At 61.3% G+C, this 14,525-nt stretch carries 8 protein-coding genes; 6 read left to right on the top strand and 2 right to left on the bottom strand.

Annotation, left to right across the window (positions count from 1 at the left end; translation table 11 throughout):
* Positions 1-38 precede the first annotated feature (38 nt).
* The 6 genes from DESUT3_RS07955 to DESUT3_RS07930 all read left to right on the top strand — a co-directional run bounded on the left by DESUT3_RS07955 (position 39) and on the right by DESUT3_RS07930 (position 11,781).
* Complete coding sequence (locus DESUT3_RS07955) at positions 39-611, top strand: manganese efflux pump MntP (protein ID WP_221251952.1); 573 nt, start codon at positions 39-41, stop codon at positions 609-611.
* 169 nt (positions 612-780) lie between these two features.
* Positions 781-2,139: a B12-binding domain-containing radical SAM protein gene (locus tag DESUT3_RS07950; protein ID WP_221251951.1), complete on the top strand. Its 1,359-nt coding sequence runs from the start codon at positions 781-783 to the stop codon at positions 2,137-2,139.
* A gap of 9 nt (positions 2,140-2,148) precedes the next feature.
* Positions 2,149-2,784 carry a TetR/AcrR family transcriptional regulator gene (locus DESUT3_RS07945; protein WP_221251950.1) on the top strand — a complete coding sequence of 212 codons (636 nt, stop codon included), beginning with the start codon at positions 2,149-2,151 and terminating at the stop codon, positions 2,782-2,784.
* 536 nt (positions 2,785-3,320) lie between these two features.
* The gene (locus DESUT3_RS07940; RefSeq protein WP_221251949.1) at positions 3,321-5,972 is read left to right on the top strand and encodes an EAL domain-containing protein; all 2,652 of its coding nucleotides are present in this window, start codon (positions 3,321-3,323) and stop codon (positions 5,970-5,972) included.
* Between the two features lie 397 nt (positions 5,973-6,369).
* The gene (locus DESUT3_RS07935) at positions 6,370-11,127 is read left to right on the top strand and encodes a CheR family methyltransferase (RefSeq protein ID WP_221251948.1); all 4,758 of its coding nucleotides are present in this window, start codon (positions 6,370-6,372) and stop codon (positions 11,125-11,127) included.
* Between the two features lie 498 nt (positions 11,128-11,625).
* Positions 11,626-11,781 (top strand): hypothetical protein, encoded by a 156-nt coding sequence (locus tag DESUT3_RS07930; RefSeq protein WP_221251947.1) that lies wholly within the window; start codon positions 11,626-11,628, stop codon positions 11,779-11,781.
* 129 nt (positions 11,782-11,910) lie between these two features.
* Here the strand turns inward: DESUT3_RS07930 and DESUT3_RS07925 are convergent, their stop codons facing one another.
* Positions 11,911-12,912, bottom strand: coding sequence for a 5'-nucleotidase (locus DESUT3_RS07925; RefSeq protein ID WP_221251946.1), 1,002 nt, complete (start codon positions 12,910-12,912; stop codon positions 11,911-11,913).
* A 255-nt stretch (positions 12,913-13,167) separates the two neighbouring features.
* Positions 13,168-14,424, bottom strand: a complete 1,257-nt coding sequence (locus tag DESUT3_RS07920) for a cytochrome-c peroxidase (protein WP_221251945.1) — start codon at positions 14,422-14,424, stop codon at positions 13,168-13,170.
* Positions 14,425-14,525 lie beyond the last annotated feature (101 nt).

Genomic DNA, 14,525 nt, shown 5'->3' with positions numbered 1-14,525 from the left:
ACAGGGGAGTCGATCACGCCGCAAACGAGGAAACACTCTTGGATAACCTGACCCTGCTGGGAATCGCCATCGCCCTCGCCATGGACGCCTTCGCCGTGGCCCTGGGCGCCGGCATGACCCTCTCCACCCTGACCGGGCGGCACCTGTTCCGGCTCGGCTGGCATTTCGGCCTGTTCCAGGCAATGATGCCGGTGATCGGCTGGCTGGCCGGGATGAGCGTGCAGCGCTGGATCGCCGCCTACGACCACTGGATCGCCTTCGCCCTGCTCGGCTGGGTGGGCGGCAAGATGATCCACGAGGCGTTCCAGGACGAGGATGAAGACGCCGAGCCCAGGGACCCCACCCGGGGCATGACTATGGTGATGCTCTCGATCGCCACCAGCATCGACGCCCTGGCCGTGGGCCTGTCGCTGGGGATGCTCGGGGTCGACATCTGGATGCCGGCGCTGGTCATCGGCCTGGTCGCCGGCGTCCTGACCGTCGCCGGCATGCTGCTCGGCCGGCGTATCGGCGGCATCTGGGGCAAACGGGTGGAGGTGATCGGCGGGGTGGTGCTGATCGGCATCGGTCTCAAGATCCTGCTCGAGCATACCCTGCTCGCCGGCGGCTAGATGGACCGAAGATGCACCAGACGACCCTGGCGGGGCTGCCCTGATCCCCCGGGATTGAGATCGCGATATCTTTGAAATATTTTTCCCCCCGGTCCCCTGCCCTGGCTCCCTCTTGACGAATTAGAGCAATTGCTCTATTTTCTATCATCACTCACTGAGGGAGCCGCCCATGAACGTATTGCTGATTCAACCGCCGAGCCAGACTCCGCTGATGGACCAGGTCTACCTTTTTGAACCGCTGGCCCTCGAATACCTGGGTGCCGGCCTGAAGCAGGACGGCCATAGCGTGCGCCTGCTCGACGCCCGCCTCGACCCCGACGTCGATGGCTGTCTGCGTGAATTCAAGCCCGACGTGGTCGGGCTGACGGCATTCACCAGCCACCTGAATATCGTCAAACGGCTCGCCGAGCAGATCCGCGGCCGGCTGCCCCAGGCCTTTCTGGTCATCGGCGGCCATCACGCCACGGTGTGCCCGGAGGATTTCAACGACAGCGCCTTCGACCTGGTGGTCATTGGCGAGGGCGTAATGGCCATGAAAGAGATCCTGCGCCAACTCGCCCAGAACGGACCGTTTTCGGGCATTGACGGGCTGGGCATTCCCGACCCGCAGGGCATGCGGTTCACACGGCCGCGACCCTATACCCCGCTGGATGAGCTGCCCTTTCCCGACCGGGCCCTGACGGCGCCGTATCGCGCCCATTATTTCAGCGAGTGGTTCAAGCCGCTGGCCTCGATCCGCACCTCCCTCGGCTGCACCGCCCGCTGCACCTTCTGCGCGCTTTGGGGGATCACCGAGGGCAAATACCTGCGCCGCGACCCGCTCGCGGTGGTCGAGGAGCTCAAGGGGATTGCCGAGGAGAACATCTTTTTCTGCGACGACGAATCGATGTGCGACACCCTGCGGATGGGGAAACTGGCTGAACTGATTCGAACCGCCGGCATTCGCAAAAAATATTTCCTTTATGCCCGAGCCGACACTATCGTCAAGCATCCCGAACTCTTTGCCCGCTGGGCCGAGATCGGATTGTCGCAGGTCTTCGTGGGGATGGAGGATTTCTCCAACGAGCGGCTGGCGAAGATGAAAAAGGGAGTGTCCACGGATCAGCAGACCGAGGCGGCGCGGATTCTCAGGGAGCTCGGCGTGATGATGTACGCCTCGTTCATGGTCGATCCCGATTACAGCCGCGAGGATTTCCAGGCGCTTACCCGCTACATCCGTGACCTGAAGCTGAGTCACGCGACCTTCACGGTCATGACCCCTCTGCCCGGCACCGAGCTGCATGCCGCCCGTCGGCAGGAACTGCTCAGCAACAAGCCTGAACTCTACGATATGCTCCACGCCCTGCTGCCCACCAGGCTGCCGCTGCCGGAATTCTACGACCAAATGGCCAAACTTTACGCCGGGGCTGTGCCGATGCGGCGCTCCCTGCCGACCCTGCTTCGATACGGCCTGCACGGTTTGCTGCTGCGCTTTCGCCTCTTCGGCTCGTTTCTGAAACGGCTGCGGGCCGCCCATCTCGATTATTGAGGGATGTCGATGACCACCCGGGAACGTATCCTCGAAACCGCCATCGAACTTTTCAACGACCAGGGGACCAAAGCCGTCACCACCAACCATATCGCGGCCGCCATGGGCATCAGCCCCGGCAACCTCTATTACCATTTCCGCAACAAGGAATCGATCATCCGGGCGATCTTCGAGCAGATGCACGAGGTGGGAACCCGCGAATATCTCGCCATTAACGCCGAGCGGGGCCCGGGTACGGCGGAAAGCATGTTCGAAACCTTTGTCATGATCCAGCGCTTCAACTGGCGTTACCGCTTCTTCAAGCGTGAACTGACCGCCCTGGTCATGAGCGACCCCCAGCTCGGAGAGCTGTTCCTGGCCTCGCACCGTACCAACCTGGCCATGGTCGATGCGGCCCTGGAACGCTCTATCCACCAGGGCTTCCTCAAACCGATGGAGGAGGAGGTGCGCAGGCTTCTCGCCGAACAGGTCTGGCTCGTCACCCTGTTCTGGCTGAACTACCTGGAGGTGGGGGGCGAGCAGGTCACTGACGCTTCATTGATCCGTGGAACCGACCATCTGCAACTCATTCTGGAGCCCTACCTGAGCGATGCGGCAAGGATGGCGGTGCAAGAAAACAACAAGAGGGGGCCTACTCGGCACTAAGACCCAGGGTGTGGCTTCCAGTAATGAAAACGGGGGGGGGCTCAACGAGAACAGCAAGCGGAGGGAAAACCGATTTTCCAGGACTCCAACCACCAGTCGACCGGAAAAATGCCCAGACAAAATGCACTCACGAAGTCAGCCCGTCGGAGACTCAAGGGACGGGCCGGGGGACGTTCTTTTCTATTTTTCAAAAATCCCCCCCACACCAGAGCTCCGGGGCCAGCTCCAGAGAGAGACTTGACATCTCCCTCGATTCCCATCAGGATGGGGCATCCTGCTCCAGACCACGGGCTTTTCAGCTCGCGGGGAGCGCATGCACTACGTGCACTGTGCGGCCAATTCTGTTTTATAATTCCTGCCCTTTTGGCCGCTGTCTTCGTTGTGCCTCCTTGATTTGGTGCACGGCCTGACCTGCGTCGGCAGCGCCTTGACAGCGATCAAAATGACTCGGAATTAACTGACACGAATAACCAAACAGTTCACCTGAGACCTCCCGGACCATTCTGGGTCCGTTTTCCAAAAGATCAATGATACCAATGATTTCGCGGTACCTGGCCAGCAAACGATTGCTGCTGGCCCTTTTGGCAATTTCCCTCGCTTTTTTCCTGCAACTTTCCCGAATACATGCCGGCGACCGCCAAGTCGATGGACTGGATAAGGTTCGCCTACAGATTCCCTGGGGGTACCAGTTCAATTACGCAGGGTTTGTCGCTGCGGTTGAAAAGGGGATCTATGCCCGGGAGGGGCTCGACGTTGAAATCGTCAGCGGCACTCCCAACAACCAGTTGGTCGAGGACGTGGTTTCGGGCAGGACCGAATTCGGGGTTAGCAACTCGGCCCTGCTGGTGCATCGCCTGCTCGAAATGCAGCCGGTCGTGGCGCTGGCTCCCCTTTTCCAGAAATCGCCCAATATCCTGATCGCCCGTCAGGATTCGGGGATTGGCACTCCACATGATCTGATCCAACGCCGGGTAATGTTGGCAGAGGGAATTGTTTCCAGCGAAATCCTGGCCATGCTTGCAAATGAAGGATTGGGACCGAACAGCCTTCGCAGGGTCACGCACAGTTGGAACCTGCAGGACCTGGTGGACGGCAAAGTGGATGCGATGGTCGCCTACCTCACAGACCAGCCTTATAGACTGGCGAAGCTAGGGGTGACCCCCAGCATCATTCGGCCACAAAGTTATGGCGTCGACTTTTACGGGGATATCCTTTTCACTTCAGAAAATCTATTGGAAACGCATCCTGAACTGGTAGCTGCCTTTCGGCGGGCCAGCCTGGCAGGGTGGAATTATGCCCTGAACCATCCCGAAGAGATCATCGATCTACTCTTGAGCCGATACCATACCGCTAAAGAGGGATATGACCGGGAATTTTTGCGCCAGGAGGCTGAGCAGATCACCAACCTGATTATCCCCGACCTGGTCGAGATCGGCCACAGCAACCCGGGTCGGTGGCAACAGATTGCCCAAACCTATCGGAGCCTGGGCATCATCCCTGAAGACTACACCTTGGATGGTTTTTTATACGACCCAACGCCCACCCGCTTCAACTGGCACCACTGGTCGATCAAGTTGGCGGCGGCACTGATAATTTTGGCCAGCGGAGGGTTATGGGCCTCGTCGAGGGTAAATCGGCGCCTTGCCCTGGAAGTGTCGGAACGAAAAAGAATCGAACAGGAACTGTTGCTGCACCATCACCGCCTCGAAACCCTGGTCAAGGAACGGACAGCCCGCATAACCGAGCAGAATGTCCGCCTGAGCCTGGAAATCGAGGAGCGAAAAAATGCCCAACGCAATTTGTTGAAAAACGAGGAAAAACTTAAACACCTTGCCCACCACGATCCGCTGACCGGTCTGCCCAACCGCATCCTCCTTCGCGACCGACTGGAGCACGCCCTGGCTCGCGCCCAACGCGATGGTCATCGTTGCGCGTTGCTCTTCTTCGATCTCGATCGCTTCAAGATGATAAACGACAGCATGGGCCACGGATTCGGGGACAAAGTCCTGAAAGCAGTCGGCAGGCGGCTGCAGGGCCAGGTCAGGGAGGCGGACACCCTGGCCCGCATCGGCGGGGACGAGTTTGTTGTTTTGTTGGAAAAAGTACCTACGCCCGACGGGGCAACCTGCCTGGCACAAAAAATCATCGAGAACATGTCCCGCCCCCTCGAATTGGAGGCTCACTCCTATTACCTGTCTGCCAGTATCGGCATCGCCTTTTATCCCGATGACGGGGGAGATGCCGAGTCGTTGATGAAATGCGCAGACATCGCCATGTACCGGGCCAAGGGCCAGGGGGGAAACGCCTGCACCGTCTATACTCCCGCCATGAACACCCGCGCTCAGGAACTTCTCGAGTTGGAACGAGACCTGCGCTCAAGCCTGGAACACGACCAGTTCATTCTGCATTACCAACCGCAGGTGGATCTGGCCACCGGCAGGCTTGTCGGCATGGAGGCATTGCTGCGCTGGCAGCACCCGGCCAGAGGCTTGGTCCCGCCGGGAGATTTTATCCCCCTGGCCGAGCAAACCGGCTTGATTACCTCGATCGGCGAATGGGTGCTGCGCACGGCATGCCGCCAAAACTTGGCCTGGCAAGATCAGGGATTGCCCCCGGTGCGCATGGCGGTTAACATTTCTCCCCGCCAGTTTTACAAAGGCGACCTGGTGGCCAAAGTTTCCAGCATCCTTGAGGATACGGGAATGGATCCGGCCCAATTGGAGCTGGAGATAACCGAAAGCATGATCATGGAAGAGGTGGAAACTGCCGTTTCCACCATGCATGAGATTTCCGCGATGGGCATAGCTCTGGCCATTGACGACTTCGGCTCCGGGTATTCATCGCTCGCCTACCTGAAAAGGTTCCCCATCTCCAGACTGAAAATCGACCGCGCCTTCGTGAAGGATATCCCCAACGACACCAACGATGCTGCTATCGTATCGGCGGCAATTGCAATGGCCAACAGCCTGAACCTGGACACCGTTGCGGAGGGGATTGAAAGCCCTGAGCAAAATGACTTTCTCCGTTCGCAGGGTTGCCGTTTGGGCCAGGGGTATTACTTCGGCCGGCCCGTTCCAGCTGAACAATTGGCCGGCGCCTGGGACCGAGGAAATCCTGCTCCGGACCGGCCTGCCCATCTGATTTCAGGTCCGCACGGCTCTCCCGATCAAGCAGAACTAACCAACTGAAATCAAAAGACTAGCATCCGGTTCAAAGAAACCTTGCATCCTGCCCTTTAGCTTTCTTGACGAGCCGCCTCTAATCCGCTACATTGCCGATATCATTTGCCTGTTTTACTGGGGAGGGGGGCAAAGCCGCGATGCCTCTAATCAAAGGCTGAAGAACTGGCGCACCGCTGTCACCCCTTGCTGGAACCCTGGGGCGCCAGCGGTTTTTTTTGTCTGCCCTGAATCCGTGAGCCTTTTAGATTCAACCTGAACCCTGCAGCGGTCGTCGGCTTTCAGTGTGGGGGAGAATCGGTCGATGGGGAAAAACAAAGATATGCTTGAAGGACCGCCGCATACGCACCCGGAATCGAGGACCCAAGGGGAGAACTCCCCAGCCCCCCCAGTGCCCTGCAGGGTTGTGGCCATCGGAGCTTCGGCAGGAAGCCAGGAGGCGCTGGAGCAGCTTTTCACCGCCATGCCCGCCGACTGCAACCTGGCCTTCGTGGTGATCATGCCCTTGTCCTCCGCCCTGCCCTCGCTCCTGCCCGAAACGCTCGGCCGCTTCTCCTGCATGGAGGTGGTGGTTGCCGAAGAGGGAATGGCCCTTCGGCCCAACACCGTCCATGTGAACCTGGCCGCCAGCGAGCTGGTGCTTAGCGGGGGCAGCTTCCGGCAAGCGACGCCTGACGAGGGGAGCGGAGCGACCGCCCAACCCATCAACCGGTTTTTCAACTCTCTGGCGGCAGATCTGGGAGAGCACTGCATAGCGGTGCTCCTCTCCGGCCAGGAAGCCGACGGGGCCGAGGGCGCCAGGGCCGTCAAAGCGGCAGGCGGATCGGTTCTTGTCCAGGAGCCGAGCTCGGCCATTCATCCAGCCCTGCCCCAAGCCGTCGTCGCTACCGGGGCGGCCGACCTGGTACTGCCTGCCGGGCAGATGGCAGAGAAAATCGCCGCCATGGCCCGCGAAGCCTGCAGCCTTTCTCCCCAGGCCTGCCGCATGACCACCCACGAGGAGGACCTCGCGGCCGTCTTTTCCCTGGTCAAAACCAGAACGGGACACGATTTCAGCTCCTACAAGCGCAGCACCGTCATGCGCCGGATCGAACGGCGGATGGCGGTGAAGGATGTAGCGGGGATGAAGAAATACCTGGCCCTGCTGCAGAGCAGCGAGCAGGAGCCGCAGGCCCTGGGCCAGGAGATCCTCATCGGGGTCACCAGCTTTTTCCGCGATCCGGAGGCGTTCGAGACCCTGCGCCGGGAGATCATTCCGGCGCTTTTCGCGAACCGGTCCGCCGATGACCCGGTGCGCATCTGGCACGCCTGCTGCGCCACCGGCGAAGAGGTTTACTCGACGGCCATCCTGATCCGCGAATACCTCAGCGAACAGCGAAGCGATGCCAAGGTGCAGCTCTTCGCCACCGACATCGACCAGAGCGCCATCGCCCACGCAAGGGCCGGGCTTTATTCCGAGGACATCGAGGCGGCGGTGGGCAAGGAGCGGCTCGATAGGTTCTTCACCCGGGTCGGCAGCCGCTGGCAGGTGGAGAAAACTCTTCGGGAGATGGTGGTCTTCGCCCACCACAGCCTGATCAAGGATCCCCCCTTCTCGCGGCTCGACCTGCTGGTCTGCCGCAATTTCCTCATCTACCTCAACCCCGACATGCAGCAGCGGCTGATCTCCCTCTTCCACCTGGCACTGAAGCCCGGAGGCTGCCTGTTCCTGGGCGCCGCGGAGACCGTGGGGCGGCTTTCGGAGACCTTCTCCCCCATCGACAAGAAGTGGAAGATCTTCAAACGCCTGGAGGGCAATCGAGGTGAAATTGCATCCTTCCCCTTCCTGGCACCGGTTCTCACCTTCCCCAAGCCGTGGCTGCCGCCGCGGGTGACCGTGGCCGGCGGCAAGACCCCCGCCCAGCTGGCGGACAAGATCCTCAGGGAACGCTACTTTCCACCGTGCATCGTGGTGAGTGCAAACTACGAGGTGGTCCACATATCCGCCCAGGGAAACCGTTATCTCGAGGTGCCCGAGGGAGAACCGACCCGGGACATCCTCAAGATGGCCCCGCCGGAGCTGCGCGCCCCCCTGCGGGCGGCGATCTACAAGGCCTTCTCCGAGCGCAAGCCCGTTGCTTTTCGCGGGGTAAGGGTGTCCCTGCACGGGCACGAGGCAGCGGTCAACCTGCAGGTTGAACCGCTTGTCGTGCCGCCCGCCGAGGGGGATCTGGCCATGGTGGTCCTCGAGCCGGCGCCCGCCGCGGCGTCGCATCCGGGGCCGCTTTCCATAACGGATGCGCCCGCCGGCGACGAGGCGACCAAGGACCTGCTGATCGCCCAGCTGGAAGAGCAGCTGCGCATCACCCAGGAGCAGCTTCAGGCGGTGGCCGAACAGCTTGAAACCTCGCACGAGGGGTTCATGGCCGCCAACGAAGAGCTGATGTCGATCAACGAGGAGTACCAGTCGGCCAACGAGGAGCTGCAGTCGACCAACGAGGAACTGGAGACCTCCAAGGAAGAGCTCCAGGCCCTGAACGAACAACTGGTCACGGTCAATACCGAGCTGCAGGACAAGGTGGAGGAGCTCGACCGGGCCAACAGCGACATGGAGAACCTGTTCAAGAGCGCCGAGATCGCCACCATTTTTCTCGACCGCCAGTTCACCATCCGCCGCTTTTCCCCGGCCATGGCAGAACTCTTTGACCTGATCCCCAGCGACATCGGCAGGCCCTTCCGCCACCTGGCGGGCAGCATCGACTGGTCCGAGCTTAGGGAAGACGCCGGCGAAGTTCTGGAAACCCTCGCCCCGGTGGAGCGGGAGGTGGCCGACCGGGAGGAACTCCGGCATTTCCTGATGCGGGTCCTGCCTTACCGCACCTCCGAAGGCAGAGTCGACGGTGTCGCCGTCACCCTCGTCGACATTACCGAGCGCAAGCTGTCCGAACTAAACCTGCAGAAGATGGACAAACAGCGACAACTTGCCCTGGATGCCGCCCGCATGGGCTGGTGGCATTATGACCCGAGCACCCAGATCGCCTCGTGGGACGAGCGCTACAAGGACATTTTCGAAGTCAGCGGCTACCAGCGCCCCAACGAGGAGATCCTCGCCCGCATTCACCCTGCGGACCTGCCCGGGGTCTGGGCCAAGGTCGAGGCGGCCCTGGATCCGGCAAACCCGCAGCCCTACCAGGCGGAGTACCGCATCAGGCTCCCCGACGGCTCCCTGCGCTGGGTCAAGGCCCACGGCATCGCCTCCTTCGAGGGGACGGGGCAAGAGCGGCGGGCGACGAGCTTTGTCGGGACCGTCGCCGATATCACCGCGCGCAAACTGGCCGAGGAGCGGATCAGGAGCACCGCCCTGTTCCCCGAGGAGAACCCCTGGCCGGTCCTCCGCGTCACCGTGGATGGAATCCTGCTCTACGCCAACCGGGCCTCCGGGGCCTTGCTGAACCAGCTGCAATGCAGCATCGGCGGGGCGATTCCCGAATTCATGCGCCGGGAGCTGGCGGCAGCCCTGGAAAAGGGTGAGCACCGGAAGCTGGAGATCCGCTGCGGGGAGAGAGATCTCTCCTTCGCCCTGGTACCGATCGCCGAGCGCGGCTACGTCAATCTCTACGGCCACGACGTCACCGAGCGCAACCGGGCCGAAGCGGCCCTGCGCCATGGCCGGGAGCTGTTGTCCGAAGCCGAATCCCTCTCGCACACCGGGGCTTGGGAATATGACCTTTCGACAGGCCGGTGGACGTTCTCGGAGGAGTGGCTGAAGATCCACGGCTGCCCGAAGCAGGGTTTGACGATGGATGAATTGATGAATATCGCCCACCCCGAGGACCAGGCCGCGATCGCCCGCGCCTTCGAGGGGGTGCGTAACGGCGTCGCCCCGTACGACCTTGAGCACCGGATCCTGCGCCGGAGCGACGGGGCTGTCCGCACGGTCCACGCCCGCGGGCGGTTCGAATGCGATGCCGATGGCAAGGTGTTCAGGGTTTACGGGTTCGCCCAGGACATCACCGAACGCAAGAAGCTGGAAACCCAGTATCTGCACGCCCAGAAAATGGAATCGGTCGGCAGGCTGGCCGGCGGCGTGGCCCATGATTTCAACAACATCTTGACCGCCATCTCCGGCTTTGCCCATGTCACCCTGCGAAAGATGCCGGCGGAGTTGCCGCTGCGCAGCAACCTCGAGCAGATTCTCCTGGCCACGGACCGGGCGGCCTCATTGACCCGGGAGCTGCTGCTCTTCAGCCGCAAGCAGCCCAGCGAGCGCCGCACCCTGGACCTGAACGAGATCCTCGGCAAGGTAGAGGCGTTCCTGCAGCGGACCCTGGGCACCGACATCGACCTGCGCACCTTGCCACACGCCTCCCCCCTGCCGGTGCTGGCCGACAGCCACCAGTTGCAGCAAGTGCTGATGAACCTGGCGGTCAACGCCCGCGACGCCATGCCCCAAGGGGGCACCCTGACCATGCAGGCGAAAACGGTGGAGCTCGATGAGCAGTCGGCCCTCGCCCATGGCCAGGCCAAGCCAGGCGCTTATGCACTGCTCAGGGTCTCCGACACCGGCACCGGCATGGACCAAGCGACCCTGAAGCAGATTTTCGAGCCGTTTTTTACCAGCAAGGGCGTGGGGAAAGGGACCGGGCTGGGGCTCGCCGTAGCCTACGGCATCATCAAGCAGCACGAGGGATTTATCACTGCGGACAGCAAGCCCGGCCAAGGCAGCAGCTTCCACATCTACCTGCCCCTGACCACCCCTGCCGCAGCCTCGACCGAAACTCCCGAACCGGCGGAGGAGGAGATCCCGGGCGGGACGGAAACCCTCCTGCTCGCCGAGGATGACGAACTGGTCCGCGAGCTGGTGACCAGGGTCCTCGAGGACGCCGGTTACCAGGTCATCCCGGCAGTGGACGGCAGAGATGCGCTGCAAAAATTCGAGGAGTACGCCGATGCGATACAGTTGCTCCTGTTCGACCTGGTCATGCCGAACATGAACGGCGCCGAGGCCAGCGAACAGATCCGCCGCGGCCGCCCCGAGCTGAAAGTCATCTTCGCCAGCGGCTACGCGCCGGAGCAGGTCCAGCAGCAGGCCGCCATCGCGCCAGGCAGCCACTTCATCTTCAAGCCGGTGGCGCCGCTCGAACTGCTGCAGAAGGTGAGAAGCGTCCTCGATGGGGACACTTGAGAGGCGCAGTTCAACCTCTTGGCGATGGTGCCTCCCCTCCAGGCCCGCGGGTAACGGGGATCGGCCCTAGCTGGTTCCCCCCACCGCACCATCAATTATTTGACGACTCCGCCCTTTGGCGCCATTTTTTTGGCGATTCTTGCGGAAAACTTGCCCGCTGACAGTTGCAACCCACCAGAAAACAAGTCTTTTCCTTATCTCCTGCGAAGCATTGTTCCAGTATTAAATCGGCTCCCCCCTTTCCGGAACCGGCGTTGTGTCTCCACCGACCGTCAACCAATTGACGATCAATAGGAATACCTCCCCAGATCAGCTGAAAACAGAACGCAAATTAGCAGTGTGCAACTGCCCGTTTTTCAACATAAAAAACAAATTTAGTTTTATTTTTTCCACTCCCGTCACGTTTGGGCACGCATGGTGAAATAAGTCCCTGGCAATAAGCGATTACAAGACATCCGCTGCAGATATATCTATCAAACTCCAGGGAGGACTAAACGAATGAAATGCCCCAAGTGCAAAGGCAGAATGTACACCGAAAAATACTATGACTTCGTCCGTTCATACGACGCCTGGAAATGCATCTCCTGCGGCGAAATCCTCGATCCGACCATTGCTGCCAACCGCGCGCGCAACAACAACATGCATCTGGGTTAAGCCGACTGCTCCCTTAACGGCAACCGCTCAGCTCTACGCATACCAAAAGCCCCGGCAACCCGCCGGGGCTTTTTCACATCCTTCTCAAGTCTCTTTGCCTCCTGCCGCGGCAACGCCCCCCTCATCCCTTCATCCTTTTCCGGTTTTGACCAACCCCTTGCGATCCGCTCCAGACTCTCCCCCCGCCTGAGGTTTGGCCGGCGGATGGGGCTGGTTCGACAGGTTGTTGAGGGGCGAGCCGCTGCGATAGGGGACCTTGCCCGAGGGGACCACCTTCGAGGCGCTTTCCAGGTGGAGTTCCTGGTCGTCGAAGAAGATGTGCGCGTTGAAGGCCTTGAGCACCTTGTCCTTGGAGATCCCGCCGAGGAAAAACGCCTCGTCCACCTCCACGCCCCAGGCCCGGAAGGTCTGGATGACCCGCAGGTGCGCCGGGTTGCAGCGGGCGGTGACCACGGCCAAGCGCACCGGGCAGCGGTCGCGGGGGAATTTTTTCTGCAGAAACACCAGGGTCTGCAGCAGCCTGGCGAAAGGCCCTGCGGGCAGGGGCGTATCCCGGTTTGCCCGTTCGTGCTCCTGGAAGGCGGCCAGCCCGCGCTCCTTGAAGATCTGCTCCGACTCGTCGGAGAACAGCACCGAATCGCCGTCGAAGGCGATGCGGATCTTCCCCCGGGCGGGGTTGTAGCCCTGTGGCGGGGCGCAGATCACCGCCGCCGCCACCCCACCGTCGATGGCCGCCTGCACGTCCTCGGCGGACTTGGAGAGAAACAAATTCACGTCGAAGGCCTCCAGGTAGGGGTGCAGCGGCTCGCCGCTGGCGAACACCGCCCGCGAAATGTCCAGGCCGTGATGCTCGATGGAGTTGAGCACCCGCACCCCGGTTTCCGGGCTGTTGCGCGACATGACCACCACCTCCACCAGGCGGGTTTGGCTGTCCTGTCCGTTGAGGGCCAACAGCGCCTTGACCAGGTGGAAGGCGGTGCCGGGCTTGAGGACGACCCTTTCATTCTGCTGCTGGTACGCCCGGTAGCTGTCGACGCCCTCCCTTTCGAAAAGGGCATTTTCGGTTTCCAGGTCGAACAGGGCCCGCGACGAAATGCCGACCACCAGACTCTCGCGAAAATCAACGGCCATGGGGACACCTCCTGTGATGAGCCAATCTGCCTTTGTTTTAAGGTTAGGACAGGCCCGTGACAGAATAGGTCGCACAGGAGATCTTCTCTCTTTTATGCCCCGGCTCCCCAAACACGACAAGGCCGCCCGGACTGAGCGGCCTTGTCCCAGTGGGCAGGCACCCGGTTTATTTTGGTCATGCCGTTTCCCCTCCTTAGCTCCAGCCAGGGTTTCGGGTTCCGATCCGCCTTTCCCAGGGAAGCGGATTTTTTTGATCTAGTCCCCGAAACCGTCCGAAAGCGTCTTCATGAATGCCACCAGGGCTTTTTCTTCCTCATCACTCAGCCCCAGGTTCCCCAACTCCGCCGTATTGACGTTGTTGGCTATCTCCGGAGCCGGCCAGCAGTTTTGCGCCAGTGCCTCGGCCTCGGTGGTCAGCGGGTTCTGGCATCTGGGCAGAACGTCGCGGGTGTTGTAGAAGTGCACGATCCCCTTGAGCGACTTGAAGTAGCCGTTGTGCCCGAAGGCCTTCACGAACCCCTCCGCGGGACGCTTATCCACGTTGCGCAGGGTCGGCACCTTGTGCATCCCCTCGTGGGCTGCGGCCAGGTCGAGCAATTCCTGGTTGCTGAACTTGGCCACGTTGGTCGTATAGGTCATATCGCGCCAGCCCTGGTTGTCGGCAGCGGCCAGCGCCCGCAGGAACCCGGCGAGACCCGGGTCGGCGAAATCAGGATCGGCCAGCGTGGCAGGATTTTCGGGATTCTTGGGAATCCCCAGGTTGTCAAAAGTGTAATCGGTAAACAGCGGCAGCTTGCCGCTGGGCACATGGCAGAGGTGACACTTGCCCTTGCCCATGAACAATGCCCAGCCCCGCTGCTCCTGTTTGTTCAGCTTGGCCTTCCCCCGCCGGGCCAGGTCGAACTTGGAGGAAAAGGCGTTTACCTCCGGCGAAGCCTCGTAGGCGGCGATGGCCAGCCCCACATAGTCATAGGCCAGGTCGGTTTTTCCGGTATCGCAGGGATCAAGTCCCCAGACCTGCTGGAACAGGTCCGCATAATCGGCGACGCAGACCTTGGCCATAACCGCCGCCGCGTCAGGCAGGGCCTGCTCCTTGGGATTCAGAAACGGACCCTGGGCCTGGTCGGCGGCCGGGTTGCCCAGTTTCCAGCCGGTGGCCCGGCCATCCCAGAAGTTGCCCCCCACGAACAGGCCGCCCCCCTGCTTGGAATAATGGAACAGGGGCGCCTGGGTGGCGTAGCCCGAGCTCGGCGGCTTGCGGTCGCCGAAGGCGCCGGGAATCGACCCCTCGTAGACCGCCCCGTGGGCGTTGATCTCGCTGTGGGGACCGGTCCAGCCCACCTCCCCGGTGTGGCAGGCGGCGCAAGACTGGTTGGCATTAAGCGAGAGGTTCAGGTCATCGAACAATTTTTTGCCCAACAATTCCTTCTGGTCCAGGGTGGCGCCCAGAGCCGGTACGGCCATGCACAACAGGAGCGCAACCAGCCAGATAGCATTTTTTTTCAGGTACATACAGACTCCTCCTTGAAACCAACTGCGTGAACTGCTGACTGCTCTGCATTTGCCGAAGGTCCTTCCCGAACTGGCCGGGATTCTCCGGAAACCTCCTTTCT

This window comes from Desulfuromonas versatilis, from assembly GCF_019704135.1.
GTDB lineage: Bacteria > Desulfobacterota > Desulfuromonadia > Desulfuromonadales > NIT-T3 > Desulfuromonas_A > Desulfuromonas_A versatilis.
Note: the sequence above shows the minus strand (reverse complement) of the source record. Positions and strands in the feature narration are given on the sequence as shown.

Excerpts from the sequence above, each read along its gene's own strand:
- DESUT3_RS07925 (WP_221251946.1), bottom strand. The coding sequence starts at position 12,912 with ATGGCCGTTGATTTTCGCGAGAGTCTGGTGGTCGGCATTTCGTCGCGG.
- DESUT3_RS07930 (WP_221251947.1), top strand. The coding sequence starts at position 11,626 with ATGAAATGCCCCAAGTGCAAAGGCAGAATGTACACCGAAAAATACTAT.
- DESUT3_RS07945 (WP_221251950.1), top strand. The coding sequence starts at position 2,149 with ATGACCACCCGGGAACGTATCCTCGAAACCGCCATCGAACTTTTCAAC.
- DESUT3_RS07950 (WP_221251951.1), top strand. The coding sequence starts at position 781 with ATGAACGTATTGCTGATTCAACCGCCGAGCCAGACTCCGCTGATGGAC.
- DESUT3_RS07940 (WP_221251949.1), top strand. The coding sequence starts at position 3,321 with ATGATTTCGCGGTACCTGGCCAGCAAACGATTGCTGCTGGCCCTTTTG.
- DESUT3_RS07920 (WP_221251945.1), bottom strand. The coding sequence starts at position 14,424 with ATGTACCTGAAAAAAAATGCTATCTGGCTGGTTGCGCTCCTGTTGTGC.